23 protein-coding genes and 3 tRNA genes are annotated in these 26,020 nt (G+C 57.8%); 22 read left to right on the top strand and 4 right to left on the bottom strand.

Going from position 1 to position 26,020, the window contains the following annotated elements; all coding sequences use genetic code 11:
- Positions 1 to 309 (bottom strand): YhbY family RNA-binding protein, encoded by a 309-nt coding sequence (locus EAH74_RS24370; protein ID WP_008005472.1) that lies wholly within the window; start codon positions 307 to 309, stop codon positions 1 to 3.
- Between the two features lie 101 nt (positions 310 to 410).
- On the opposite strand from EAH74_RS24370, the gene rlmE reads away from it, so the two are divergent.
- From rlmE to EAH74_RS24285, 17 genes are all read left to right on the top strand, one after another.
- Entirely contained in the window at positions 411 to 1,040 is a 630-nt protein-coding gene (rlmE, locus tag EAH74_RS24365; protein WP_007900501.1) for a 23S rRNA (uridine(2552)-2'-O)-methyltransferase RlmE, read from the top strand.
- Positions 1,041 to 1,242: 202 nt separating this feature from the next.
- The gene (gene ftsH, locus EAH74_RS24360) at positions 1,243 to 3,153 is read left to right on the top strand and encodes an ATP-dependent zinc metalloprotease FtsH (protein ID WP_140681647.1); all 1,911 of its coding nucleotides are present in this window, start codon (positions 1,243 to 1,245) and stop codon (positions 3,151 to 3,153) included.
- Positions 3,154 to 3,161: 8 nt separating this feature from the next.
- Positions 3,162 to 4,013 carry a dihydropteroate synthase gene (gene folP, locus EAH74_RS24355; protein WP_140681645.1) on the top strand — a complete coding sequence of 284 codons (852 nt, stop codon included), beginning with the start codon at positions 3,162 to 3,164 and terminating at the stop codon, positions 4,011 to 4,013.
- A 16-nt stretch (positions 4,014 to 4,029) separates the two neighbouring features.
- Positions 4,030 to 5,367 (top strand): phosphoglucosamine mutase, encoded by a 1,338-nt coding sequence (gene glmM, locus EAH74_RS24350; RefSeq protein ID WP_140681643.1) that lies wholly within the window; start codon positions 4,030 to 4,032, stop codon positions 5,365 to 5,367.
- A gap of 66 nt (positions 5,368 to 5,433) precedes the next feature.
- Positions 5,434 to 6,189, top strand: a complete 756-nt coding sequence (gene tpiA / locus EAH74_RS24345; protein WP_140681641.1) for a triose-phosphate isomerase — start codon at positions 5,434 to 5,436, stop codon at positions 6,187 to 6,189.
- A 4-nt stretch (positions 6,190 to 6,193) separates the two neighbouring features.
- On the top strand, positions 6,194 to 6,577 hold the full coding sequence (gene secG / locus EAH74_RS24340; RefSeq protein ID WP_017336473.1) for a preprotein translocase subunit SecG: 384 nt from the start codon (positions 6,194 to 6,196) through the stop codon (positions 6,575 to 6,577).
- A 22-nt stretch (positions 6,578 to 6,599) separates the two neighbouring features.
- Positions 6,600 to 6,685 (top strand) — tRNA-Leu (locus EAH74_RS24335).
- A gap of 96 nt (positions 6,686 to 6,781) precedes the next feature.
- Positions 6,782 to 6,858, top strand: a tRNA-Met gene (locus EAH74_RS24330).
- Between the two features lie 138 nt (positions 6,859 to 6,996).
- Positions 6,997 to 7,455: a ribosome maturation factor RimP gene (gene rimP / locus EAH74_RS24325; protein ID WP_010463487.1), complete on the top strand. Its 459-nt coding sequence runs from the start codon at positions 6,997 to 6,999 to the stop codon at positions 7,453 to 7,455.
- A 47-nt stretch (positions 7,456 to 7,502) separates the two neighbouring features.
- The gene (nusA, locus tag EAH74_RS24320; RefSeq protein ID WP_008024459.1) at positions 7,503 to 8,984 is read left to right on the top strand and encodes a transcription termination factor NusA; all 1,482 of its coding nucleotides are present in this window, start codon (positions 7,503 to 7,505) and stop codon (positions 8,982 to 8,984) included.
- Between the two features lie 27 nt (positions 8,985 to 9,011).
- Positions 9,012 to 11,543: a translation initiation factor IF-2 gene (infB, locus tag EAH74_RS24315; protein WP_140681639.1), complete on the top strand. Its 2,532-nt coding sequence runs from the start codon at positions 9,012 to 9,014 to the stop codon at positions 11,541 to 11,543.
- A gap of 159 nt (positions 11,544 to 11,702) precedes the next feature.
- Positions 11,703 to 12,104, top strand: a complete 402-nt coding sequence (gene rbfA / locus EAH74_RS24310) for a 30S ribosome-binding factor RbfA (RefSeq protein WP_008149016.1) — start codon at positions 11,703 to 11,705, stop codon at positions 12,102 to 12,104.
- Positions 12,105 to 12,107: 3 nt separating this feature from the next.
- Positions 12,108 to 13,025: a tRNA pseudouridine(55) synthase TruB gene (gene truB, locus EAH74_RS24305; RefSeq protein ID WP_008149014.1), complete on the top strand. Its 918-nt coding sequence runs from the start codon at positions 12,108 to 12,110 to the stop codon at positions 13,023 to 13,025.
- 118 nt (positions 13,026 to 13,143) lie between these two features.
- A complete protein-coding gene (gene rpsO, locus EAH74_RS24300) occupies positions 13,144 to 13,413 on the top strand; it encodes a 30S ribosomal protein S15 (RefSeq protein WP_140681637.1) in 270 nt (89 codons plus the stop codon).
- Positions 13,414 to 13,610: 197 nt separating this feature from the next.
- Positions 13,611 to 15,716: a polyribonucleotide nucleotidyltransferase gene (gene pnp, locus EAH74_RS24295; protein ID WP_010463478.1), complete on the top strand. Its 2,106-nt coding sequence runs from the start codon at positions 13,611 to 13,613 to the stop codon at positions 15,714 to 15,716.
- Between the two features lie 139 nt (positions 15,717 to 15,855).
- Positions 15,856 to 15,928, top strand: a tRNA-Thr gene (locus EAH74_RS24290).
- A gap of 137 nt (positions 15,929 to 16,065) precedes the next feature.
- Positions 16,066 to 16,371: a DUF6388 family protein gene (locus EAH74_RS24285; RefSeq protein ID WP_077747454.1), complete on the top strand. Its 306-nt coding sequence runs from the start codon at positions 16,066 to 16,068 to the stop codon at positions 16,369 to 16,371.
- A gap of 114 nt (positions 16,372 to 16,485) precedes the next feature.
- Here the strand turns inward: EAH74_RS24285 and nadC are convergent, their stop codons facing one another.
- Complete coding sequence (nadC, locus tag EAH74_RS24280; RefSeq protein ID WP_140681635.1) at positions 16,486 to 17,334, bottom strand: carboxylating nicotinate-nucleotide diphosphorylase; 849 nt, start codon at positions 17,332 to 17,334, stop codon at positions 16,486 to 16,488.
- Between the two features lie 285 nt (positions 17,335 to 17,619).
- Here nadC and EAH74_RS24275 point away from each other — a divergent pair, with 285 nt between their 5' ends.
- The 5 genes from EAH74_RS24275 to EAH74_RS24255 all read left to right on the top strand — a co-directional run bounded on the left by EAH74_RS24275 (position 17,620) and on the right by EAH74_RS24255 (position 24,161).
- A complete protein-coding gene (locus tag EAH74_RS24275) occupies positions 17,620 to 19,830 on the top strand; it encodes a DUF1631 domain-containing protein (RefSeq protein WP_140681633.1) in 2,211 nt (736 codons plus the stop codon).
- Positions 19,831 to 19,893: 63 nt separating this feature from the next.
- Positions 19,894 to 20,454 (top strand): 1,6-anhydro-N-acetylmuramyl-L-alanine amidase AmpD, encoded by a 561-nt coding sequence (gene ampD / locus EAH74_RS24270; RefSeq protein WP_140681631.1) that lies wholly within the window; start codon positions 19,894 to 19,896, stop codon positions 20,452 to 20,454.
- Positions 20,451 to 21,287: a regulatory signaling modulator protein AmpE gene (ampE, locus tag EAH74_RS24265; RefSeq protein WP_140681629.1), complete on the top strand. Its 837-nt coding sequence runs from the start codon at positions 20,451 to 20,453 to the stop codon at positions 21,285 to 21,287. The genes ampD and ampE overlap by 4 nt, the downstream gene beginning before the upstream one ends.
- Before the next feature lie 216 nt (positions 21,288 to 21,503).
- Positions 21,504 to 23,534 carry a methyl-accepting chemotaxis protein gene (locus EAH74_RS24260; protein ID WP_140681627.1) on the top strand — a complete coding sequence of 677 codons (2,031 nt, stop codon included), beginning with the start codon at positions 21,504 to 21,506 and terminating at the stop codon, positions 23,532 to 23,534.
- 237 nt (positions 23,535 to 23,771) lie between these two features.
- Complete coding sequence (locus tag EAH74_RS24255) at positions 23,772 to 24,161, top strand: hypothetical protein (protein ID WP_140681625.1); 390 nt, start codon at positions 23,772 to 23,774, stop codon at positions 24,159 to 24,161.
- Here the strand turns inward: EAH74_RS24255 and EAH74_RS24250 are convergent, their stop codons facing one another.
- Positions 24,162 to 24,938, bottom strand: a complete 777-nt coding sequence (locus tag EAH74_RS24250) for a TatD family hydrolase (RefSeq protein WP_140681623.1) — start codon at positions 24,936 to 24,938, stop codon at positions 24,162 to 24,164.
- Positions 24,939 to 24,941: 3 nt separating this feature from the next.
- Complete coding sequence (gene cra, locus EAH74_RS24245) at positions 24,942 to 25,937, bottom strand: catabolite repressor/activator (protein WP_140681621.1); 996 nt, start codon at positions 25,935 to 25,937, stop codon at positions 24,942 to 24,944.
- Between the last annotated feature and the right edge of the window lie 83 nt (positions 25,938 to 26,020).

Genomic DNA, 26,020 nt, shown 5'->3' with positions numbered 1-26,020 from the left:
TCACTTGAAGCGATGGACGTTCGACAGCTGCTTGTTGACGCTGAAGTTCTTGCGGTAAATCAGTGCCATCTTGCCGATGACCTGAACCAGGTCCGCTTTGCCGACCTTGCACAGTTCTGCAATGTTCGCCAGGCGCGACTCGCGATCGAGGATGTTGAGCTTGATTTTTATCAGCTCGTGATCCGCCAAAGCGCGTTCAAGTTCGGCTAACACACCTTCAGTCAAACCGTTGTCAGCCACAGTCAAAACTGGTTTCAGATGGTGGCCAATGGATTTGTACTGTTTCTTCTGCTCTTGAGTGAGCGGCATAATCTGACCCTTTAGTCTGGATTCTGTAAAATGGCGGCCATTTTACCCGAGGGTTCGTGGATCCGCCCAATTAATCACGACCCTTATCATCGAGGTGCCCAATGGCGCGTTCCAAGACAAGCCTTGGTTGGCTGAAAAGACATGTCAATGATCCCTATGTGAAGCAGGCGCAGAAGGATGGTTACCGCTCGCGTGCGAGTTACAAGCTTCTGGAGGTCCAGGAGAAATACAAGCTGATCCGTCCGGGTATGAGCGTTGTCGACCTGGGTGCGGCGCCCGGCGGCTGGTCGCAGGTCACTAGTCGGCTGATCGGTGGTCAGGGGCGTCTGATCGCCTCGGACATCCTGGAAATGGACAGCATTCCGGACGTGACTTTCATCCAGGGTGACTTCACCCAGGACGAAGTGCTCGCTCAGATCCTTGAGGCCGTGGGTAATTCGCAGGTGGACCTTGTGATTTCCGATATGGCCCCCAATATGAGTGGTACGCCTGAGGTGGACATGCCAAAAGCCATGTTTCTATGTGAGCTGGCTCTTGATCTGGCGGCTCGGATACTCAAGCCGGGTGGTAATTTCGTGATCAAGGTGTTTCAGGGCGAAGGGTTTGATGCTTACGTGAAGGACGCTCGTCAGAAATTCGACAAGGTCCAGATGATCAAGCCGGACTCTTCCCGTGGCAGTTCCCGCGAGCAATACATGCTGGCTTGGGGCTACCGCGGCCGTAGTGAGTAAATCGAGGTTTTTTTGCGGGTCGATAGGATTTTCGTATTTCGCCCCGTGAGCATTAGCGAATATTGTGTAGAAAGTGTTTCACAAAGGGTTACAGACGGCGCCTGCCAGAGCCGTAGGTAATGTAGTAAGTTAGGCCGGTGAATATCATGCGAAGCGCGCGCCATTAGCGGAGCTTGCTTCAGAGGGTAGTTAATTGAACGATATGGCAAAGAATCTGATCCTGTGGTTGATCATTGCGGCTGTCCTGGTGACAGTGATGAACAACTTCTCCAGCCCTAACGAGCCGCAGACCCTCAACTATTCCGACTTCATCCAGCAGGTCAAGGATGGAAAGGTCGAGCGCGTAGCGGTTGATGGCTACGTGATTACCGGCAAACGCAACGATGGCGACAGCTTCAAGACCATTCGTCCGGCAATCCAGGACAACGGTCTGATCGGCGACCTCGTGGACAACCATGTCGTAGTCGAAGGCAAGCAGCCTGAACAGCAAAGCATCTGGACTCAGCTCCTGGTCGCTAGCTTCCCGATCCTGGTGATCATCGCCGTGTTCATGTTCTTCATGCGGCAGATGCAGGGCGGCGCCGGTGGAAAGGGCGGGCCAATGAGCTTCGGCAAGAGCAAGGCGCGCCTGCTCTCCGAGGATCAGGTGAAAACCACCTTGGGTGACGTTGCCGGTTGTGACGAAGCCAAGGAAGAAGTCGGTGAGCTGGTCGAGTTTTTGCGTGATCCGGGCAAGTTTCAACGTCTGGGTGGTCGCATTCCTCGCGGCGTGCTGATGGTGGGTCCTCCGGGGACCGGTAAAACGTTGCTCGCCAAAGCGATTGCAGGTGAAGCAAAAGTACCGTTCTTCACTATTTCTGGTTCCGATTTTGTCGAAATGTTTGTGGGTGTCGGCGCCAGCCGTGTTCGTGACATGTTCGAGCAGGCCAAGAAGCACGCGCCATGCATCATCTTCATCGATGAAATCGACGCCGTCGGTCGTCATCGTGGCGCTGGGATGGGTGGTGGTCACGATGAGCGCGAGCAGACTCTCAACCAGTTGCTGGTAGAGATGGACGGCTTCGAAATGAATGACGGCATTATCGTCATCGCGGCAACCAACCGTCCGGACGTGCTGGACCCTGCGTTGCTGCGTCCGGGTCGTTTCGACCGTCAGGTTGTCGTCGGTCTGCCGGATATCCGTGGTCGCGAGCAGATTCTCAAGGTTCACATGCGAAAAGTGCCAATGGGTGACGACGTCGCTCCGGCTGTGATCGCTCGTGGTACCCCTGGTTTCTCCGGTGCCGACCTGGCTAACCTGGTGAACGAAGCGTCGTTGTTCGCGGCCCGTGCCGGCAAGCGCATCGTCGAAATGAAAGAGTTCGAATTGGCCAAAGACAAGATCATGATGGGCGCCGAGCGCAAATCCATGGTCATGTCCGAAAAAGAGAAGCAGAACACCGCTTACCACGAGGCAGGTCACGCTATTGTTGGGCGCGTCGTGCCTGAGCATGACCCGGTCTACAAGGTGTCGATCATCCCGCGCGGTCGTGCGCTGGGTGTGACCATGTTTCTGCCGGAAGAAGATCGCTACAGCCTGTCCAAGCGTGCATTGATCAGTCAAATCTGCTCGTTGTACGGCGGCCGTATTGCTGAAGAAATGACCTTGGGCTTCGACGGCGTCACCACCGGTGCGTCAAACGACATCATGCGTGCCAGCCAGATTGCACGGAACATGGTAACCAAGTGGGGCTTGTCGGAAAAACTCGGCCCGTTGATGTACGCAGAAGAAGAGGGCGAAGTGTTCCTCGGTCGCGGCGGTGGCGGTCAGGGTACAAGCTTCTCCGGTGAGACAGCCAAGTTGATCGACTCCGAAGTGCGCAGCATCATTGATCAGTGCTACGGCACGGCCAAGCAGATCCTCACCGATAACCGTGACAAGCTCGACGCCATGGCTGATGCCTTGATGAAGTACGAAACGATCGACGCTGATCAGATCGACGACATCATGGCGGGTCGTACGCCTCGTGAGCCTCGCGATTGGTCAGGCGGCGCCGGTACCTCCGGAACTCCTCCGGTGGCACAGGATCCGCGTCCGGAAACACCGATCGGCGGTCCGGCTGCTGACGTTTAAGGTTTGAAATGACTTCTGTTCAGTCCTCGACCCGGTTGCCTTGCGGCAATCGGGTTCTTGATTTAGCCGTGACGCACGTCATGGGTATTCTCAACGTCACTCCCGATTCCTTCTCTGATGGCGGCCAATATAGCCAGCTCGATGCGGCCTTGCGCCACGCTGAGGCTATGGTGGCGGCCGGCGCGACGTTGATTGATGTCGGTGGCGAATCGACCCGGCCGGGTGCCAGGGTGGTATCACCGCTGGAAGAGCTTGAGCGCGTAGCTCCGGTCGTCGAGCGAATACACCGCGAGCTGGATGTAATTATTTCGGTCGACACTTCCACGCCAGCTGTCATGCGCGAAGCTGCACGACTTGGTGCGGGGTTGATCAATGACGTGCGCTCGCTGCGGCGCGATGGTGCTCTGGATGCGGCCGCGGCCACTGGCCTGCCGGTCTGTCTGATGCATATGCTCGGTGAACCGGGCGATATGCAGGACAATCCGCAGTATCAGGACGTCACGAAAGAGGTGGGTGAGTTTCTCGCTGAGCGCATGGCTCGGTGTGCATCGGTAGGAATTACAGCGGACCGGATCATCCTTGATCCGGGCTTTGGCTTCGCAAAAACCTTGCAGCACAATCTAAGCTTGTTCAAGCATATGGAGGCCCTGCATGCCTTGGGGCGGCCCCTGTTGGTCGGGGTCTCGCGAAAGAGCATGATAGGCCAGGCGTTGAATCGTCCGATTGGCGAGCGTCTGTATGGTGGTCTGGCGCTTGCAGCGCTGGCTTCGGTCAAGGGGGCGCGTATATTGCGCGTCCATGATGTGGCCGAAACCGTCGATGTGGTGCGGATGATCGCTGCAGTGGAATCAGCCGAATAAGAATGATGGAGTACTTATGACTAAGAAATACTTTGGTACCGACGGCATTCGTGGTCGGGTCGGCGAATATCCGATTACTCCTGACTTCATGCTCAAGCTCGGCTGGGCTGCTGGTATGGCGTTCCGCAAAATGGGCGCCTGCAAGGTATTGGTGGGTAAGGACACCCGGATCTCCGGCTATATGTTCGAATCTGCGCTCGAGGCCGGACTTACTTCGGCAGGTGCTGATGTCATGCTCCTGGGCCCGATGCCGACACCGGCCATCGCCTACCTGACGCGTACCTTCCAGGCCGAAGCGGGCATCGTGATCAGTGCCTCGCACAACCCTCACGATGACAATGGCATCAAGTTTTTCTCCGGGAAGGGCACCAAGCTTCCTGATGAAGTCGAGCATATGATCGAAGAGTTGCTCGACACCCCGATGACCGTGGTTGAATCGAGCAAGATCGGCAAGGTGTCGCGCATCAACGATGCTTCAGGCCGCTATATCGAATTCTGCAAAAGCAGCGTCCCGACCGGCACCAGCTTCGCGGGCCTGAAGATCGTGATCGACTGCGCCCACGGCGCGACCTACAAGGTGGCGCCTAGTGTATTCCGTGAACTGGGGGCCGAGGTCGTTGTACTTTCTGCTCATCCTAACGGCCTGAACATCAATGAAAATTGCGGTTCGACCCATATGGAGCCGCTGCAAGCAGCCGTATTGGCCGAGCATGCTGATTTGGGTATCGCCTTTGACGGTGATGGTGACCGCGTTCAGATGGTTGATCATACCGGTACAGTTGTCGACGGTGATGAGTTGCTGTTCATCATTGCTCGCGACCTGCATGAGCGCGGCAAGTTGCAGGGCGGTGTGGTCGGTACGCTGATGAGTAACCTGGGGTTGGAATTGGCCCTGGCGGATCTGGCAATTCCTTTTGTGCGGGCCAATGTTGGCGACCGTTACGTAATCTCCGAGTTGCTGGAGCGCGATTGGCAGGTGGGTGGTGAAAATTCGGGCCACATTGTCTGCTTCGACCACACCACCACCGGTGACGCGATCATTGCCGCATTGCAGGTATTGATGGCGCTGAAGACCCGCTCCGAAGGGTTGGCGCAATCGCGTCAGGCGTTGCGCAAGTGCCCTCAGGTGCTGATCAATGTACGATTCGGCGGTGGTGCTAGCCCTCTTGATCATTCATCCGTCAAAGAGGCCAGCGAGCGCGTTACCCAGGCCATGGCTGGTCGTGGGCGTGTGCTGTTGCGCAAGTCCGGGACGGAGCCGCTGGTGCGGGTCATGGTCGAAGGCGAGGACGAAACACAGGTTCGCGGCTACGCCGAAGAGCTGGCAAAACTGGTTACTGAAGTTTCTGCCTGATTTCGGCTTGCCAGCCATGATTGTGTTGGGTAACATCTGCGCCCACTTTGACCGACGAGGTACAGCATGCGTCGCCCTATGGTAGCTGGTAACTGGAAGATGCACGGTACCCGCGCCAGCGTCGCTGAGCTGATCAATGGCCTTCGTCATCTGGCCTTGCCGAGCGATGTTGATGTAGCGGTATTCCCGCCTTGCTTGCATATCAATCAAGTGATTGATGGCTTGAACGGCAAGTCGATTTCGGTCGGCGCGCAGAACTCTGCGGTGGAATCCATGCAGGGTGCGTTGACCGGTGAAGTTGCGCCGAGTCAGTTGGTGGATGCAGGCTGTTCTTTTGTGCTTGTCGGGCACTCCGAGCGCCGCCAGATAATGGGCGAGCAGGACGGAATGCTGATTCGCAAGTTCGCAGCGGCACAGGCATGTGGCTTGATTCCGGTGTTGTGCGTAGGGGAAACCCTTGAAGAGCGCGAAGCTGGAAAAACTCTTGAGGTTGTCGGGCGTCAGCTAGGCAGTATCATAGAGGAGCTCGGTGTTGGTGCTTTTGCAAAGGCAGTAATCGCTTACGAGCCGGTCTGGGCCATTGGTACTGGGCTGACTGCTTCGCCGCAACAAGCGCAGGATGTGCATGCAGCCATTCGCGCTCAGTTGGCGGCAGAGAATTCTGAGGTCGCGCAAGGTGTGCGGCTTCTATACGGCGGCAGCGTGAAGGCGGCCAATGCGGTCGAACTGTTCGGCATGCCGGATATCGATGGGGGGCTCATTGGTGGGGCTTCCCTGAATGCAGATGAGTTCGGTGCGATTTGTCGCGCCGCGGGAAACTGAAAAAATGCTGGAAACAGTCGTAGTCGTTTTTCATCTGCTGGGTGCATTGGGCGTAGTTGCTCTGGTATTGCTGCAGCAGGGTAAAGGTGCGGATGCTGGCGCGTCTTTCGGAGCAGGTGCTTCAAATACTGTGTTCGGAAGCCAAGGTTCCTCTACCTTTCTTAGTAAGTTTACTGCTATACTTGCCGCCGGTTTCTTCATAACCAGCTTAGGGTTAGGTTACTTTGCTAAAGAGAAAGCTCACCAGCTGACTCAAGTAGGTTTGCCAAACCCGGCAGTGTTGGAAGTTCCAAAGCAACAACCGGCTTCTGATGATGTACCGGTGCTTCAAGAGCAAAAGTCGGCTACTCCAGCGACTGACGTGCCTCCAGCTCAAGAGCAAAAGTAAGAAGGGTTTCAAACGTAGTATTGCCGAGGTGGTGGAATTGGTAGACACGCAACCTTGAGGTGGTTGTGCCCATAGGGTGTAGGGGTTCGAGTCCCCTTCTCGGTACCAATTATCAGGAGAGCCCGCTGTTGCGGGCTTTCTTGTAGGTGGAAGGTTACATTGACCCTGTCAGGGATCGGTCGTATACTTCCGCCCCAGCTTTGTCGCGGGGTGGAGCAGTCTGGTAGCTCGTCGGGCTCATAACCCGAAGGTCGTCGGTTCAAATCCGGCCCCCGCAACCAGTTTAAGGAGCCCCTTTTAAGGGGCTTTTTGTTAGCTGGACACTTTCAACGCCGCTGTTCGACGGCGTTTCAAGGATGGGCGTTTCGCCCATTTTTTTATTTTGCACAGCATGCACATACATGCACGAGGGGGTTCAGGTGTCGAGCAAGCTAGAAGAGTTGCAGGCCTTGCTGGCCCCGGTGGTCGTGGCCCTAGGCTATGAATGCTGGGGTATTGAGTTTTCGGCTCAAGGTCGCCACTCAATGTTGCGCGTTTATATCGATAAAGAGGGCGGCGTGCTGGTGGACGATTGTGCCATTGTCAGCCGTCAGATCAGCGGTGTTCTGGATGTTGAAGATCCAATCGCCGTTGAATACACCCTTGAAGTTTCCTCGCCTGGCATGGAACGCCCGCTGTTCACTATTGAGCAGTTTGCAAAATTTGCCGGTGAACAAGTGAAGATCAAGCTGCGCTCGCCTTTTGAAGGCCGACGCAACTTTCAGGGCCTTCTGCGCGGTGTAGAAGAGCAGGACGTCGTGGTGCAGGTAGAAGACCATGAGTTCCTGTTGCCGATCGATATGATCGACAAGGCCAACATTATTCCCAGTTTTGACTGAGACGCGGATCCCGCGGATCCAATGGCTTGCGAAAGGCGAGGCGTACGATGAGCAAAGAAGTACTGCTGGTTGTTGAGTCGGTATCCAATGAAAAGGGCGTACCGGCAAACGTAATTTTTGAAGCGCTGGAGCTGGCTCTGGCCACTGCTACCAAAAAACGTTTCGAGGACGAAGTCGATCTGCGTGTGGAAATCAATCGCCACACCGGTGCTTACGAGACATTCCGTCGCTGGACTGTCGTCGAAGAAGCTGACCTGGACGATCCTGCCATCGAAACCTGGCCGAGCAAGGTTGCAGAAACGCATCCTGGTGCTCAGGTTGGTGATGTAGTCGAAGAAAAGATCGAGTCCATTGAGTTCGGCCGCATCGCTGCACAGACTGCCAAGCAAGTCATCGTGCAGAAAGTTCGCGAAGCCGAGCGCGCTCAAGTCGTTGATGCCTATCGCGAGCGCCTGGGAGAAATCATCTCCGGCACCGTGAAAAAAGTGACCCGCGACAACGTGATCGTCGACCTGGGCAACAACGCCGAAGCGTTGCTGGCTCGCGAAGACATCATTTCTCGCGAAACCTTCCGGGTTGGCGTGCGTCTGCGTGCGCTGCTCAAGGAAATCCGCACCGAGAACCGCGGTCCGCAGCTGATCCTGTCGCGTACTGCGCCGGAAATGCTGATTGAGTTGTTCCGCATCGAAGTGCCGGAAATCGCTGAAGGCCTGATCGAAGTAATGGCTGCGTCCCGTGATCCGGGTTCGCGCGCCAAGATCGCGGTCCGCTCCAAGGACAAACGCATCGACCCGCAAGGCGCTTGCATCGGTATGCGCGGTTCGCGCGTCCAGGCAGTGTCGGGTGAGTTGGGCGGTGAGCGTGTGGACATCGTCCTGTGGGACGACAATCCGGCTCAGTTTGTGATCAATGCAATGTCGCCGGCTGAAGTGGCGGCAATTATCGTTGACGAAGATGCCCATGCAATGGACATCGCCGTTGGCGCAGACAATCTGGCTCAGGCCATCGGTCGCGGTGGTCAGAACGTGCGTCTGGCTAGCCAGTTGACTGGCTGGACCCTGAACGTGATGACCGAATCGGACATCCAGGCTAAGCAGCAAGCAGAAACCGGCGACATCCTGCGCAACTTCATCGACGAGCTGGAAGTCGACGAAGACCTGGCACAGGTGCTGGTAGATGAAGGCTTCACCAGCCTGGAAGAGATTGCCTACGTACCGTTGGAAGAAATGCTCAACATCGACGGCTTTGACGAAGAAACCGTCAACGAGCTTCGCGCTCGCGCCAAGGATCGTTTGTTGACCAAAGCCATCGCTACTGAGGAAAAGCTGGCAGACGCCCATCCGGCCGAAGACCTGCTCTCGCTTGAGGGTATGGACAAGGATTTGGCGATGGAACTGGCGGTGCGCGGCGTAATTACCCGCGAAGACCTGGCCGAGCAGTCTATTGACGATCTGCTCGACATCGACGGCATTGACGATGATCGTGCCGGCAAGTTGATCATGGCCGCCCGAGCCCACTGGTTCGAGTAATTAGGCGCGGCCTGAGGAGAGAAGTGCATGACGCAAGTCACGGTGAAACAACTGGCCGATGAGGTCAAAACACCGGTAGAGCGCCTGTTGCAGCAGATGCGTGAGGCAGGTCTGCCGCACACCGCCGCCGATGAAGGTGTGAGCGATAGTGAGAAGCAGTCTTTGCTGACTCACTTGAAGAGCAGCCACAAGGCGAAAGTGGAAGAACCGCGCAAGATTACATTGCAGCGCAAAACCACCAGCACCCTGCGTGTTGCTGGCAGCAAAAGCATCAGCGTTGAAGTGCGCAAGAAGAAAGTCTTCGTACAGCGCAGCCCGGAAGAAATCGAAGCCGAGCGCAAACGCGAACTGGAAGAACGTCGCGCAGTAGAAAATGCTGCACGTCAGAAGGCTGAAGAAGAAGCCAAGCGTCGCGCCGAAGAAGAAGCGCGTCGCCAGCCTGCTGCTGCTCAATCCGCTACTAACGACGCCGTTGCAGCACCTGCTGCAGTTGCCGAGCCAGTACGTGAAAGCGCGCCGGTTGTGGCGGCTGCACCAGCGCCGTCTGCCGACGTTCGTAACAAGCCGAACGAACAGCGCCGTCCGGATAAACCACGTGCCGACGATAACAATCGTCGCAGCGGTGGTGGCGACGGCGAGCGTAAAAACGCTCCGCATCGTGCCTCGGTCAAAGAGAAAGCGCCTGCTCCACGCGTTGCCCCACGTACTACCGACGAAGAAAGCGATGGCTTCCGTCGTGGTGGTCGCGGCAAGGCCAAGCTGAAAAAACGCAACGCCCACGGTTTCCAGAGCCCAACCGGCCCTGTCGTGCGTGATGTGCAGATCGGCGAGACCATCACTGTTGGCGATCTCGCGAATCAGATGTCGGTCAAGGCTGCTGAAATCATCAAGTTCATGTTCAAACTGGGTACTCCAGCGACCATCAACCAGGTGCTTGATCAGGAAACTGCTCAACTGGTAGCCGAAGAACTGGGCCACAAAGTGACCCTGGTCAGCGATACCGCCCTGGAAGATTCCCTGGCCGAGTCCCTGAAGTTTGAAGGTGAGACGTTCTCCCGTGCGCCAGTCGTGACCGTAATGGGCCACGTTGACCACGGTAAGACCTCGCTGCTCGACTATATCCGTCGTGCCAAGGTAGCTGCTGGCGAAGCCGGCGGTATCACCCAGCACATCGGTGCGTACCACGTTGAAACTGATCGCGGCATGGTCACTTTCCTCGACACCCCTGGTCACGCCGCGTTTACCGCAATGCGTGCCCGTGGTGCCAAGGCGACTGACATCGTGATCCTGGTCGTTGCAGCGGACGACGGCGTAATGCCGCAGACCATTGAAGCAGTCCAGCACGCCAAGGCTGCCGGTGTTCCTCTGGTAGTTGCTGTGAACAAAATCGACAAGCCGGGCGCTGATCTTGATCGCATCCGTAGCGAACTGTCGGTTCACGGCGTGACTTCGGAAGAGTGGGGCGGCGACACCCCGTTCGTATCGGTTTCGGCGAAAGTCGGTACTGGCGTGGACGAGTTGCTCGAAGCTGTTCTGCTGCAAGCTGAAGTTCTGGAACTGAAAGCGACTCCTTCGGCTCCAGGCCGTGGCGTCGTGGTTGAATCGCGTCTCGACAAAGGTCGTGGCCCGGTTGCTACCGTTCTGGTTCAAGACGGTACCCTGCGCCAAGGCGACATGGTGCTGGTCGGTTCGAACTATGGCCGTGTACGTGCCATGCTCGACGAGAACGGCAAGCCAATCAAGGAAGCCGGTCCTTCCATCCCTGTCGAGATCCTCGGCCTGGACGGTACCCCGGACGCTGGCGACGAGATGAGCGTGCTGTCGGACGAGAAGAAAGCCCGTGAAGTGGCTCTGTTCCGTCAAGGCAAGTTCCGCGAAGTCAAACTGGCTCGCGCTCACGCCGGCAAGCTGGAAAACATCTTCGAAAACATGGGTCAGGCAGAGAAGAAGACGCTCAACATCGTCCTCAAATCCGACGTCCGTGGTTCGCTGGAAGCGTTGAACGGTGCCTTGAACGGCCTGGGTAACGACGAAGTGCAAGTGCGTGTTGTCGGTGGCGGTGTCGGTGGTATCACCGAGTCCGACGCCAACCTGGCACTGGCCTCCAACGCTGTACTGTTCGGCTTCAACGTGCGTGCCGATGCTGGCGCTCGCAAGATCGTCGAGCAGGAAGGTCTGGATATGCGTTACTACAACGTGATCTACGACATCATCGAAGACGTCAAGAAAGCCCTCACCGGTATGCTGGGCAGCGATGTTCGCGAGAACATCCTGGGTACCGCTGAAGTGCGTGACGTGTTCCGTTCGCCGAAGTTTGGCGCGATCGCCGGTTGCATGGTTATCGAAGGTGTTGTTCACCGTAACCGTCCAATCCGTGTACTGCGTGAAGACATCGTTATCTTCGAAGGCGAGCTGGAATCCCTGCGCCGCTTCAAGGATGACGCTTCCGAAGTACGTGCCGGCATGGAATGCGGTATCGGCGTGAAGAGCTACAACGACGTCAAAGTCGGTGACAAGATCGAAGTCTTCGAGAAGGTTCAGGTTGCTCGCAGCCTCTAACTCGCGCACTTCAAGGGCCACGATGAGCCGCCGCATGCAGATGCGCGGCACAGCGTCAGGACTCTAAACGCAACGCCCGGTCTGGCTTTTGTCAGGCCGGGCGTTTGCCGCTTTCAGACCCTTCGGGTTTCACCGTGGGGCAGTAACAGGTAACAAGACATGGCAAAAGAATACAGCCGTACCCAACGTATCGGCGATCAGATGCAGCGTGAGCTGGCACAGCTGATCCGTCGTGAAGTCAAAGACCCGCGCGTCGGCCTGGTCACCATTACCGCTGTTGAAGTCAGCCGTGACGTCGGTCACGCCAAGATCTTCATCACCGTGATGGGGCAAGACAACGCCGAAGACATCGCGCAAAGCATCAAGGTGCTCAACTCCGCCGCCGGTTTCCTGCGCATGCAGTTGGCTCGCGAAATGAAGTTGCGCAGCGTTCCACAGTTGCACTTCCACTACGACGAAAGCGTCGTGCGTGGTGCTCATCTGTCGGCATTGATCGAACGAGCGGTAGCTGAAGACAATCAGCATCCGGTTGCGGCAGAAGCCGAAGACACCAAGGAGTAATCGGTGGCTCAGGTCAAACGTATCCGTCGTAACGTCAGCGGCATCATCCTGCTCGACAAACCACTGGGGTTCACCTCCAATGCGGCGTTGCAGAAGGTTCGCTGGTTGCTGAACGCCGAGAAGGCCGGGCACACAGGCAGTCTCGATCCGCTGGCCACTGGCGTGTTGCCGTTGTGCTTCGGTGAGGCCACCAAGTTTTCGCAATACCTGCTCGATTCCGACAAGGGTTACGAAACCCTGGCGCAACTGGGCAAGACCACCACCACGGCGGATGCCGAGGGTGATGTGTTGCTGGAGCGCCCGGTGACCGTTGGTCGCGCCGATGTCGAAGCAGTACTGCCGAAATTTCGTGGGCAAATCAGTCAGATACCGCCCATGTACTCGGCGCTAAAACGTGATGGCCAGCCGTTGTACAAGCTGGCCCGGGCAGGTGAAGTAGTGGAGCGCGAACCGCGATCTGTTACTATTACGCGCTTGGAATTACTGGCCTTTGAAGGTGATACTGCGCGGCTTGCAGTGGATTGCACCAAAGGTACCTATATCCGCACCCTGGTGGAGGATATCGGTGAGCAACTCGGTTGTGGCGCATACGTTGCTGAACTGCGACGTACCCAGGCCGGGCCTTTCACGCTGGCCCAGACAGTCACGCTGGAAGAGTTGGAAGCGGTACATGCCGAAGGAGGCAACGAAGCGGTCGACCGCTTTTTGATGCCCTCGGACAGCGGCCTGCTGGATTGGCCACTGTTGCAGTTCTCGGAGCACAGCTCGTTCTACTGGCTTAACGGCCAACCGGTACGAGCCCCGGATGCACCGAAGTTCGGCATGGTACGGGTACAGGATCACAATGGTCGCTTCATCGGTATCGGTGAAGTGAGCGAAGACGGGCGCATCGCGCCACGTCGACTGATTCGGTCAGAATGACCGAACGAGGGTGGCTGTTAACAGGCACGGTCACTTCCTCATTTTTAGATACAGGGATTTGTCCCTGGCCTGTTGAAACCGTTTCTTTGAAACAGTTTCCTGATAAAAGGATTGCCTCATGGCTCTCGACGTTCAAGAAAAAGCTCAAATCGTAGCTGACTACCAGCAAGCTGTTGGTGACACTGGTTCGCCAGAAGTGCAAGTTGCACTGCTGACCCACAACATCAACAAGCTGCAAGGTCACTTCAAGATCAACGGTAAAGATCACCACTCCCGTCGTGGTCTGATCCGCATGGTAAACCAGCGTCGTAAGCTGCTGGACTACCTGAAAGGCAAGGATCTGGGTCGTTACCAGGCTCTGATCGGTCGCCTGGGTCTGCGTCGCTAATAAGCGATTGCGCTAGAGGTTGGTTGTCTGTCGTACGTCAGTGGGTTTCCCGCTGGCGCATGGCAGGCTCCCAGCCTCAAGTTTTATCTGGATACCTGCTTTACCTGGACAATGACAGTCGGGCCGATTCCCGGCGTTGCCCAAGAATTTCGCAAGAAGACAAGTTCCCCAAGAGCCACAAAAGAAGGTAGGACACCGTGAACCCGGTAATCAAAAAATTCCAGTTCGGTCAGTCGACCGTTACCCTCGAGACTGGCCGTATCGCCCGTCAGGCCTCCGGCGCAGTATTGGTCACCGTTGACGACGACGTCAGCGTGTTGGTGACTGTGGTCGGCGCCAAGCAAGCCGATCCAGGCAAGGGCTTCTTCCCTCTGTCCGTTCACTACCAGGAAAAGACTTACGCTGCCGGTAAGATCCCTGGCGGTTTCTTCAAGCGCGAAGGCCGTCCTTCCGAGAAAGAAACCCTGACTTCCCGACTGATCGACCGTCCGATCCGTCCGCTGTTCCCAGAAGGCTTCATGAACGAAGTGCAGGTTGTCTGCACCGTCGTTTCCACCAGCAAGAAGACCGATCCGGACATCGCTGCGATGATCGGTACCTCGGCTGCCCTGGCTATCTCCGGCATTCCTTTCGATGGCCCGATCGGCGCTGCACGCGTTGCGTTCCACGAAAGCACTGGCTACCTGCTGAACCCGACTTACGAACAACAGAAAGCTTCGAGCCTGGACATGGTCGTTGCCGGTACTTCGGAAGCCGTGTTGATGGTTGAATCGGAAGCCAAAGAGCTGACCGAAGACCAGATGCTGGGCGCGGTACTGTTTGCTCACGACGAGTTCCAGGTGGTGATCAACGCCGTTAAAGAACTGGCCGCTGAAGCTGCCAAGCCAACCTGGACCTGGGCTCCACAGCCTGAAGCCACCGCTCTGCTGGGCGCTATCCGTGCCGAGTTCGGCGACGCGATCTCCCAGGCTTACACCATCACCATCAAGGCCGACCGTTACGCTCGCCTGGGTGAGCTGAAAGACCAGGTTGTGGCCAAGCTGTCCGGTGAAGAAGGTCAGCCTTCCTCCAGCGAAGTCAAAGCTGCTTTCGGCGAAATCGAATACCGCACCGTTCGCGAAAACATCGTTAACGGCAAGCCACGTATCGACGGCCGCGACACCAAGACCGTACGTCCTTTGAACATCGAAGTCGGTGTTCTGCCAAAGACCCACGGTTCGGCTCTGTTCACCCGTGGCGAAACCCAGGCTCTGGTAGTCGCGACTCTGGGCACCGCCCGTGACGCACAACTGCTGGATACCCTGGAAGGCGAGAAAAAAGACCCGTTCATGCTGCACTACAACTTCCCTCCGTTCTCGGTAGGTGAGTGTGGTCGTATGGGTGGCGCTGGTCGTCGCGAAATCGGTCACGGCCGTCTGGCCCGTCGTTCTATTGCAGCCATGCTGCCTGCTGCCGACGTGTTCCCGTACACCATCCGTGTTGTGTCGGAAATCACCGAGTCCAACGGTTCGAGCTCCATGGCTTCGGTCTGCGGCGCTTCCCTGGCTCTGATGGATGCCGGCGTTCCGATGAAGGCACCGGTTGCCGGTATCGCCATGGGTCTGGTTAAAGAAGGCGAGAAATTCGCCGTCCTGACCGACATCCTGGGTGACGAAGACCACTTGGGCGACATGGACTTCAAAGTAGCCGGTACCGCCAAAGGTGTGACCGCGCTGCAGATGGACATCAAGATCAAAGGCATCACCGAAGAAATCATGGAAATCGCTCTGGGCCAAGCCCTGGAAGCGCGCCTGAACATCCTCGGTCAGATGAACCAGATCATTGGCCAGTCGCGTACCGAACTGTCGGAAAACGCTCCGACCATGATCGCGATGAAAATCGACACCGACAAAATCCGTGATGTCATCGGTAAAGGCGGCGCGACCATTCGTGCGATCTGTGAAGAGACCAAGGCTTCGATCGACATCGAAGACGACGGCTCGATCAAGATCTTCGGCGAAACCAAGGAAGCGGCTGAAGCGGCACGTCAGCGCGTTCTGGGCATCACCGCAGAAGCTGAAATCGGCAAGATCTACGTCGGTAAGGTTGAGCGCATCGTCGACTTCGGCGCATTCGTCAACATCCTGCCGGGCAAGGACGGTCTGGTTCACATCTCGATGCTGAGCGACGCTCGCGTTGAGAAAGTGACCGACATCCTGAAAGAAGGCCAGGAAGTGGAAGTACTGGTACTGGACGTGGACAACCGCGGCCGTATCAAGCTGTCCATCAAAGACGTAGCAGCAGCCAAGGCTTCGGGCGTTTAATCACTCCGCACGCCTGACCGCTTCAACGTTATAAAAAATGCCCCGCAGTGAAAGCTGCGGGGCATTTTTTTGCCTGCAAAAAAATGAGACGAGCCATGAAGTTGCCTGACCCCAAAGTCAGTGCTAGGTTTAGCCCACTGCCCGTGTAGCTCAGTTGGTAGAGCAGCGCACTCGTAACGCGAAGGTCGCAGGTTCGATTCCTGTCTCGGGCACGAGCGACACGTTGTTTTCAGATGATCCCGAATGGTTCTGAAGGCCAGATAAACCGGGCTTCAAACGGTTTTTTTGCGTCAGAGAGATCCTTGATGATCCAGATCCATCTTCCATTCCCCAGATCAAAGAGAACGCCATGACCGTTAAAGAATTGACCCAAGAAGCCAGACACGAAGAAGCGCTGAAGAAGTATTTGCTGGAGTCGCCCCAGCTAGCCGAAGAGATCAAGGACTTGCCCGCCGACGATCAGAAAGACCAGATCCAGTGGGCATTCGAGGATGAGGCAGAATCCCAGGGCTTGCAGCCGTGGGAACTGACGCTCAAGTACACCTCAACCCCTGAAGAGTTCGAGGCTGCGCGCCTTGTTCTGCACAAGGAGGCTGCCGAGGTGTTGGGCGTCGAGTGGGAAGAGTACTGCGAGATGAATAATCTGGTGGTCTGACCTGTGGGAGCGAGCCTGCTCGCGAAGAGGGCGTGTCAGTCGACGTAATTGACGCCTGACTCACCCCTTTCGCGAGCAGGCTCGCTCCCACATTTGGCACGAGTGTTTTCTCGATCAAAGGCTCAGGCGCATCGACAGGTCGACAGCCTTCACATCCTTGGTCATCGCACCAATCGAGATGTAATCCACCCCGGTTTCGGCGATCGGTAGCAGCGTGCTTTCGTTGATACCGCCACTGGCCTCCAGTTTCGCCTGGCCTGCGTTCAGGCGCACGGCTTCGCGCATGTCATCCAGACTCAACTCATCGAGCATGATGATGTCGGCACCGGCCGCCAGGGCTTCCTTCAGCTCCTCCAGGCTTTCCACTTCGATCTCCACCGGTTTGCCCGGGGCAATCTTGTGCGCGGCCTTGATGGCCTCCGGGATGCCACCGCAGGCGGCAATATGGTTTTCCTTGATCAGGAAGGCGTCGTACAGGCCGATGCGGTGGTTATGGCACCCGCCGCAGGTCACGGCATACTTCTGCGCCAGACGCAGCCCCGGCAAGGTTTTACGGGTGTCGAGCAACTTCACCTGGGTCTCGGCAACGTAATCCGCCAGGTACTGCGCGCGCGTGGCCACGCCAGAAAGCAACTGCAGGAAGTTCAGTGCACTGCGTTCGCCCGTCAGTAGCGAGCGCGCCGGGCCTTCGAGGTGGAACAGCACCTGATTGGGTTTCACCCGCTCGCCATCGCGCACCTGCCAGTGCACCGCAACACGTGGATCCAGCTGCCGAAACACTGCATCAACCCAGGCTGTGCCGCAGATGACGGCAGCGTCGCGGGTGATGATCGTGGCTTTGGCCAGGCGTTCGGCCGGGATCAGCTGTGCGGTGATGTCGCCGCTGCCGATGTCTTCGAGCAACGCACGGCGCACGTTGGCTTCGATTTCGGCGGTCAAATCGGCGAGACGTAGATTCGGCATAACGGACTCCACAAACAAAGTGGCGCGATTATAGGGCCATGGCGCTGGGCAACCCAAGGCATCAGAGGCATTCCCATCGCTCTGAAACCTGCATTTGGTCGATTCGCCTGTGCAATCGACACTCAGTCAGCGTCTGCCATAAGCGTCTATTTCAATGGGAAACGCAGAGTCTGCTGGTAGAGGGGACATCTTTTGCAAGATAATCCGCCTTGCTTTTGACGTCATGGCTTTGACGTGGATTTGGATTGACGATTATTCGAAGACTCACCGTTTCAGGAGGCCTGAATGCACAACGACGGGAATGTAGTGCCTTTGCACAAGGTTGCTACCGACCAGGCGACTCACTCGCCGCTCGCCCGCCTGCCTGTGATTCTGCTTCAGGTTCGCGACAAGGCCGCCCAACAGCTCAGGCATGGTTTGCAGGAACTGTTCGATAACGCCGACGACACGCTGTTCGAAATGGCCGACCGGGCCCGCAATGACGTCGAACAGAACCTCTTCTTCGAAGCCATGCGCGACTTGCGCCTCAAGCGCAAAAACATCGAACGCGGCTTTTTCGAACAATTCTTCGCGGCTTTTGTCAGCCTCACCCAGTACGACATCACTCAAACTGCCTTGCCCCAGACGTTGGCCTTCGACGCCTCGGTGGCGCTGCCCGATGACGACATGGAGCGCAGCGTGGCAGTGGAGGCGATGGTCAGCAAAGTGCTGAACCACGACGGATTCGCCCTGGACCAACTGACCGCCCGACTCAGCGCACTGTTGGGCAGGGAACTGCTCGATCTGCACAACCCCATGGGGCCGGCGATGCTCTGCGAGTACTTTTTGCAGGCCGGGGGCAACCTGGGGGTGGAGATCAAGGTCAAGCTGATCATCCTCAAACTGTTCGAGCGCTATGTGCTCAGGGATGCCAATCAGCTCTACGCCGAAGCCAATCAGTTGCTGATCGCTACCGGTGTTCTGCCTGACCTTAAGCCCGCCCCTGCGCGTCGGGCCAAGGATCGTGCGGCGTCCAGCGTCGGAGCTGAACCCGCGCCGGCCAACACTTGCGCAGGTGTCCCACCGATCGACGACAGCGTGCAGGAAGTCTTCGCCGCGTTGCAGGAATTGCTATTTCACGTGCGTGGCAGTGTCGCGCCGACTCTTGAAGCCAGTGCCCAGACACAGCCGATTTCCACCCGCGACCTAATGCGGCTGCTCTCGCACTTGCAGCAATATGTGCCGGCGCCGGCAGCCCAGGACGACTTCGATCTGCGAAACCAGCTCGAACAACTGCTGACCCGGGTCAGCGTCAAAAGTGGCAAGTCACGTGTGGTTGGGGTGGCTGACGAAGACGTGATCAACCTGATCGCCATGCTTTTCGAATGTATCCTCGATGACCGCAACCTGCCAGATTCGCTCAAGGCGTTGATCGGCCGTTTGCAGATCCCGATGCTGAAAGTGGCGGTGCTCGACAAGAGCTTCTTCAGCCGCAGCAGTCACCCGGCCCGACGCCTGCTCAATGAAATCGCCACCGCAGCCATGGGCTGGGGCGAGTGCGATGACCATGAGCGCGACAGCCTGTATCTGCGCATCGAGCAAGTGGTGCAACGGTTGCTGAACGATTTTGCCGATGATCCGGCGGTGTTTTCCGAATTGCTGGCGGATTTTCTCGCCTTCACCAGCGACGAGCGCCGTCGCAGTGAGCTGCTGGAGCAACGTACCCGTGACGCCGAAGAAGGACGCGCCAGGACTGAGCTGGCCCGTCAGCGCGTTGAACAGGTACTGAATCAGGCCTTGTTGGGCAAAGTATTGCCGCAACGGGTGGTGGTGTTTGTCCTGGAAGCGTGGAGTCAGGTGCTGCTGCTGACCTGTCTCAAGCACGGCGATCAGTCGGCCGAGTGGGACGCCGATGTGCAGTCGATGGAGCAATTGATCTGGAGCGTGCAGCGTCATGATGAACCCGATGCGAGCCTGCGCTTGTTGGCGCTGGTGCCTGGGTTGCTCAAGTCGCTGCGTGACGGGCTGAGCGGTTCGGCCTTCGATCCGTTCGCCACCAGCGAATTTTTCAGTGAGCTGGAAGCCTTGCACGTTCAGCTGTTCGAACGTCCAGGGCAAAAGCTTGAACAGCCTGTCGATACGCCGGTAATGGTCCAAGTGCTGCAGAAAGTCGTCCTCCGAACCGCGGACGAAGGGCCAGTCGATACGGCGTCAGTGCGCTTGCCGGAAGACGATGCCGGTCTGCTTCAGGTTGATCAGCTGCGGTTAGGGTGCTGGGTCGAGTTTCAGGAAGACGAGGAAAACACCCTTCGCTGCAAGTTGGTGGCGATCATTGAAGCCACCGGCAAGTACATTTTCGTCAATCGCACCGGGATGAAAGTGCTGGAACGCAGCCGCACCGGTCTGGCGCTGGAGTTCCGTCGTGGCGCGGTGCGCGCGCTGGACGACACTTTGCTGTTCGACCGGGCGCTGGAGTCGGTGATCGGCAACCTGCGGCGCCTCAATCACGGCAAGTGATCGCGCGCCGAGGGTCTATCGCGGCATACTGGCGCCTACACAGTCGTCGTTGAAGGAACCTGTATGCAGTTGGACCCCGCGAGTGGTTGGTGTCAGGGCGTAGATATTTGCCCCTCGCCCAACTTCAATGCGCGCCCCTCGGACGAAATTTCCCTGCTGGTGATCCACAACATCAGTTTGCCGCCTGCGCAATTCGCCACCGGCAAGGTGCAGGAATTTTTCCAGAATCGTCTGGATGTCACGGAGCACCCCTACTTTGAAGGGATCGCCGACCTGCGTGTGTCTGCGCACTTTCTGATCGAACGTGACGGCACCGTCACTCAGTTTGTCTCTTGTCTTGAGCGTGCCTGGCATGCCGGCGTCTCGAGTTTCGAAGGGCGGGAAACCTGTAACGATTTTTCCGTGGGCATCGAACTTGAAGGCACGGATGATCTGCCGTTCACCGACGCTCAGTATCAAGCGCTGACGACCCTGACCCGGCAGCTGCAAAGCGTGTTCACGGCCATCACCGCACAGCGCATTTGCGGGCATAGTGACATCGCACCCGGGCGTAAAACCGATCCTGGGCCGGCGTTCGACTGGGCACGCTATCGGGCGGCCCTGGCAAAAGAGGAACAACAATGAGTTTTCTGGTGTTGCTGTTGGCGGTCTGGATCGAGAAGTTCTCGGCCCTGCGTCATCGGGTTCAGCGCGATGGTGGATGGGTTCGCGAGCTGAACAAGCTTGAGGTCAGTCCGCGTCTGGCGAAAAGTCCGTGGCTGATCCTGGTGATACTGGTGTTGTTGCCAGTGGCACTGCTGGGTTTGCTGCTGCTGGTACTGGACCCGGTGGCTTACGGTCTGCTGGTGTTGCCGGTGCACCTGCTGGTGGTGATTTACAGTCTGGGTCGTGGTGATCTGCTGGCCGGTCTCGGGCCGTTTCGCGATGCCTGGCGTCGGGAAGACCTGCAAGCTGCCGCTCATGTAGCGGACCGCGATGTGGGTATCTGCGCCGATAGCGGCGAACAACTGCTGGAACGGGTCGAAGGGCATTTGCTGTGGGAGGCTTATCAGAGCTTTTTCGCGGTGATTTTCTGGTACTTCCTGCTGGGGCCGGTTGCAGCCCTGAGCTATCGACTGCTGGCCCTGGCCGAAGAGCACGGGCAGAACCCGGCCGTGGTCGAGCGCGCCGTAAAACTGCGACATGCGTTCGACTGGGTGCCGGTGCGTCTGCTGGCGGCGAGTTTTGCGTTGGTCGGCAATTTTGTCGCGGTCGGCCGAGTGATGTTGCACGAGCTGCTGAACTGGAACATCAGCGCCGCCCAATTGATCGAAAAGGTCGGGCTGGTGGCGGGTGAAATCCCGGCGCCGGTGGTCGGGCCTGACGGCATCAACAGCCTCGACCGGATCTGGGAACTGCTGCTGCGCGCGGCAGTGCTCTGGTACGCCGGCTTTGCGTTGTGGACCGTATTGCCTTGATATCTGCTTGAAAGCCTAAAAGATCGCAGCCTTCGGCAGCTCCTACAGGGATCGTGTAAATCTGTAGGAGCTGCCGAAGGCTGCGATCTTTTTCGTTAACCTTAAGTTACAAAACCTCCCGCCGATTTAAGCTATACAGAGCTAGCGCCGAATAGTGGCTATCTGCTGTCGACCCGCGCCTGCCAATAAAAATAAGAAATCAAAGGGAGACTTCCAGTGAAGAGCTTGCTCTATCCCGCCGTCGCGCTGATGAATCGCCTGAGCTTTGGCATGAAGTTCAGCCTGATCAGCGTGCTGTTCCTTGTGCCGATGTTGGTGACCAACTTCTATCTGGTGCGCGATTCTTATCGAGAATTCCAGGGCACCCGGGTCGAGCTGCAGAGCCTTGACCTGCTGGGCAGCAGCCTGACGTTACGGCGCGATCTGGAAACCCTGAACAACCTGGTGCAGATCAACGTCACCCTTGGTCAGTCCGGCAAGGCCGGCAATGTCGAGTCGCAGATCAGTACCCTGGGGCAAAATGTGCTGACCCGTTTGCAAGGGCTGACGGCGATGACCGCGGACCCCGAGCAAATCGTGGTTTTCGATGGCAAGCGCGATGAAATGATCACCGCGTTCAAGGCCCAGCAAGCGGAAAACTCCCTGCAAAGCAAAAGCGCGATGATCGGCAAGTTGCTCGGCAACGCGCAAATTTTCAGCCAGATCATCGCCAGTCAGGCCGGCCTCAGCCGCGACACCCAGAGCGACATGCGCCAGCTGAGCGAACTCATTACCAATGTCACCCCGCCCGTGACCCAGCTTCTGGGCGAAGGCCGGGCGATGGGCTCTTTTTCGCTGGGGCAGGGCTTTCTCAACTCGGCATCGAGTACCCGTTTTGATGAGTTGCTGGCGCAGATCGAAAAACTGCACGCCGAATATGCCCTGAAGTTGCAGGACGCGCTGGGCTCCAGCAAAGCGGCACGGGAAACCCTGGCCGCTCAGGCCGATAGCAGCAAGGCATCGTTGAAAAAGGCCAGTGAACTGTTCGAAGAGCAGGTGGTGATGGCCGACACGCTGGATGCGCCGTGGCAGGGTTTTTACGATCAGGTCACGGGCCTGATGGACCAGACGTACCAACTCAACGAAGCCACCCTGAAGTTTCTCGGCACCCAGCTGCAACAGCGACTGGAGCAGAACCGCGCCCATATGGTCTTGCAGTCCGTGGCGCTGTCGGTGGTGTTCGTGTTGATTTTTTACCTCTATGGCGGCTTCTACGCCTCGACCCGCACCACCCTCAAGCGTCTTGGCGCGGTGATGGACAAGGTCGCGGCCGGCGACATGACAGTGACCTTCAGCGCCAACAGTCGCGATGAACTGGGCGAGTTGGGCGAGGTGTTCAACGGCACCGTGAAGAAAATCCATGACCTGATCGAGCGGGTCGGCCAGACCGTCACTGAGGTCGAGCGCCAGGCCGGGCAGGTGGAGAACGTTTCCGCTCAGAGCAACCAGGCGGTGGCGGGTCAGCGCACGCAGATCGAGCAGGTCGCCACGGCCATGAACCAGATGTCGGCCACCTCCCTTGAGGTTGCACGCAGTGCCGCAGCAGCGGTCAGCAGCGCTCATAGCGTCAACGATGAGACCATCAGCGGGCGCGGGCTGGTGGAATCCCAGCAGGGCAGCATCGCTGCACTGGCCAGTGAGATCGACCAGTCGGTGCTGGTGATCAATCAGCTGGCCAGCGACAGCCAGTCCATCAGCCGTGTGCTGGAGGTGATCAAGAGCATCGCCGAACAGACCAACCTCTTGGCCCTCAACGCCGCCATCGAAGCCGCTCGGGCCGGTGAGCAGGGTCGTGGTTTTGCGGTGGTGGCGGACGAGGTCCGGACACTGGCCAAGCGCACCCAGCAATCGACCGAGGAAATCGAGCAGATGATCGCCAAGCTGCACAGCGGTGTCGGCGCCGCGGTGAAGGCGATGGGGACCAGTCATCAGATGGCCAACGGCACGGTGGGGCAGTCGGAAAAGGTTCAGCAAGCGCTGGAAAACATCCTCGGTGCCGTCGGCATGATTGTCGATCAGAACCAGCAAATTGCCGCCGCGGTAGAGCAGCAGACCGCCGTGGCCCATGACATCGACCAGAATATTGTCGAGATTAACCGTGCCGGTGAGCGTACTGCCGAAGGTGCACACCAGACGGAGGACGCCAGTCGCGCGTTGTCGGCTCAGGTGGTGGAGTTGAAGCAACTGATCAGCGCGTTCCGGGTCTGAAGCCACCCCGGCACACCTGTGGGAGCGAGCCTGCTCGCGAAAGCGGTCTTCAGTCGACATCAATGTTGAGTGATATACCGATTCGCGAGCAGGCTCGCTCCCACAGGTTTTTATGCTCCGTCTGTAGTATTTGTTCCCTTCTCAGGTAGGCAATGTCCGGTTTTCATCCGTCGTCTGGTTTTTGGTCTTTAATGACGGAAGATCAATCACTTGGACCTGCCCTGAGGAGGCTCGGTTATGTCAGCTGTAACGATTGGAATCCAGGGTCATTGCGCTCATTGCGGGAGCACACTTCTGCTCAAACCCTGGCAACTCAACGCCATTGCGATCAACGAAGCGTTCGAGTGTTCCCACTGCCAGAAAGCGTTGCAACTGAACGATCCGAAACAGATCAAGCGCTTCAAGTCCCTCGACTCCCTGGCATTGCTGCGGGCGAGCACGTTGGTCATGGTTTGTACCGCGTTGCTGGTGGCGTTGGTGTTGGAGTGGATCGGGATGTTCAGCGTCGTGGAGCAACTGAATTTTTCGCTGTTGGCGATTTTCGTCTATTTCGCCGTCATGCGGTTTGCCCGGCACCGGCAACACATGACGCTGACGCTGGAAGCCGCCAAAGCCCACGCCGACTGATTACCAGTTGAACAGCTCACAAGCGTTGACCGTGCTGGCGGCGGCCAATTGCTCAGGGCTGATTGCCATGATCCCGGCCAATGCCGAGCAGATCGCCGGCAGATGCGCCGGGCTGTTGCGTTGGCCGGGGAACATGGCGGGCGCCATGTCCGGCGAATCGGTTTCCAGTACCACCGATTCAAGCGGCAATTCGGCCAGCACACGATGCATGCGCAGGGCTTGAGGCCACGTCGCGGCACCGCCCAGGCCCAGTTTGAAACCGAGCTTGATGTATTCACGGGCTTCTTCTTTGCTGCCGGCGAAGGCATGAATGATCCCCGCGCGTTTCAAGCGAAACCGTTTAAGCGTGGCAATCACCGCCGCGTGGCTACGTCGCACATGAATCAGCGCGGGAAGATTGAAGTCCGCCGCCAGTTGCAGTTGCGCATCGAACAGTACCTGTTGACGTTCACGGTCCAGGGTTTCGATAAAGTAATCCAGACCGATCTCGCCCACCGCGCAGAGCTGTCGATGGCCGGTTAACCGAGTCAGCCAGTCACCGAGTGCCGTCAGGTCTTCGGGACGATGATCATCCAGATACACCGGATGCAATCCGAACGCCGCATACAGATCGGGATCGCTCTGCACCAGATCCCAGACCCGCTGCCAATTGCCCTGATAAACCCCCAGCACCACCATCCGCCGCACCCCGAGGGCGCGGCTCTCGGCCAGCAGCGCCTGACGACCCTCGTCGAAGTCCGGAAAATCCAGATGAGTGTGGCTGTCGATCAGCTCCACGGTTCAGTCCTGGCGAATACGCTGCTTGAAGGTCCGCGCGATGGCCTGCACGCCGGGTCGGTAATCCGATTGCTCGATGGCGGCCAGGGCCAGTTCCAGCGCCTTGTCGGCGATGAGCTGATGCTGCTGGGCCATGGCATTGACCGGTAGCGGCAAGAAATCCAGCAGTTGCGTGTCGCCGAATGTGCCGAGCCGCAGCGGGCGGGTTTTGAGCGGGAAGTCGTGCAAGGCATCGAATACGCCCTGAAGCAGCACGTAGGACGTGGTCACCAGCGCATCCGGCAAATGGCCCAGACGCTGCAGCAGTTCTTCCATCAACTGTTTGCCGCACTCACGGCTGAACGACTCGCCGTGTTCGATCAGGATTTCGCCTTTGAAACCGGCCAACGCTTCTCTGAAACCGCCCGCCCGCTCCTGGCTGATGCTCAGTTCGGGGCGTGCGCCGATCAGTGCGATCTGTTTGGGCAGCGGGTCCAGTAGACTGCGGGTCAGTTGCAGGCTGGCCTCGCGGTCATCACTGATTACCGAGCAGAAATGCTCAGGCTCCATGACCCGGTCGATCGCGATGATCGGAATGCCCTTGGCCTGCAATTGGCGATAGCTGTCATCGCCGGCCGGCAGGCAACTGGCAACGATCAATGCATCGCAGCGCCGGGCCCGGAATAGTTTCAGCAATTGCCGTTCACTGTCCGGTGCATCGTCGGAACTGGCGATCAGCAGCTGATAGCCGCGAGCCCGGGCGCCTTGTTCCAGCAGTTTGGCGATGCGCGCGTAACTGGGGTTTTCCAGGTCCGGCAGAATGAAACCCAAGGTGCGGGTGTGCCGACTGCGCAGCCCGGCAGCTTGGGGATTGGGCGTAAAGCCATGTTGTTCGACGACCGCGCGCACGCGCTCGACGGTGGCGCTGCTGATACGTTGTTGTTCTGCCTTGCCATTGATGACATAGCTGGCGGTGGTAACGGACACACCGGCCAGCTGGGCGATATCACTGAGTTTCAACCCGGGTTTTCCTTGTTTTTTCGAGCTTGCCTCGACATTTTCGCCAATCCTACCCGATTAAGGCAGACGACCATCGTTGCGAC

The organism is Pseudomonas mandelii, from assembly GCF_006438925.1.
Classification (GTDB): domain Bacteria; phylum Pseudomonadota; class Gammaproteobacteria; order Pseudomonadales; family Pseudomonadaceae; genus Aquipseudomonas; species Aquipseudomonas mandelii_C.
Note: the sequence above shows the minus strand (reverse complement) of the source record. Positions and strands in the feature narration are given on the sequence as shown.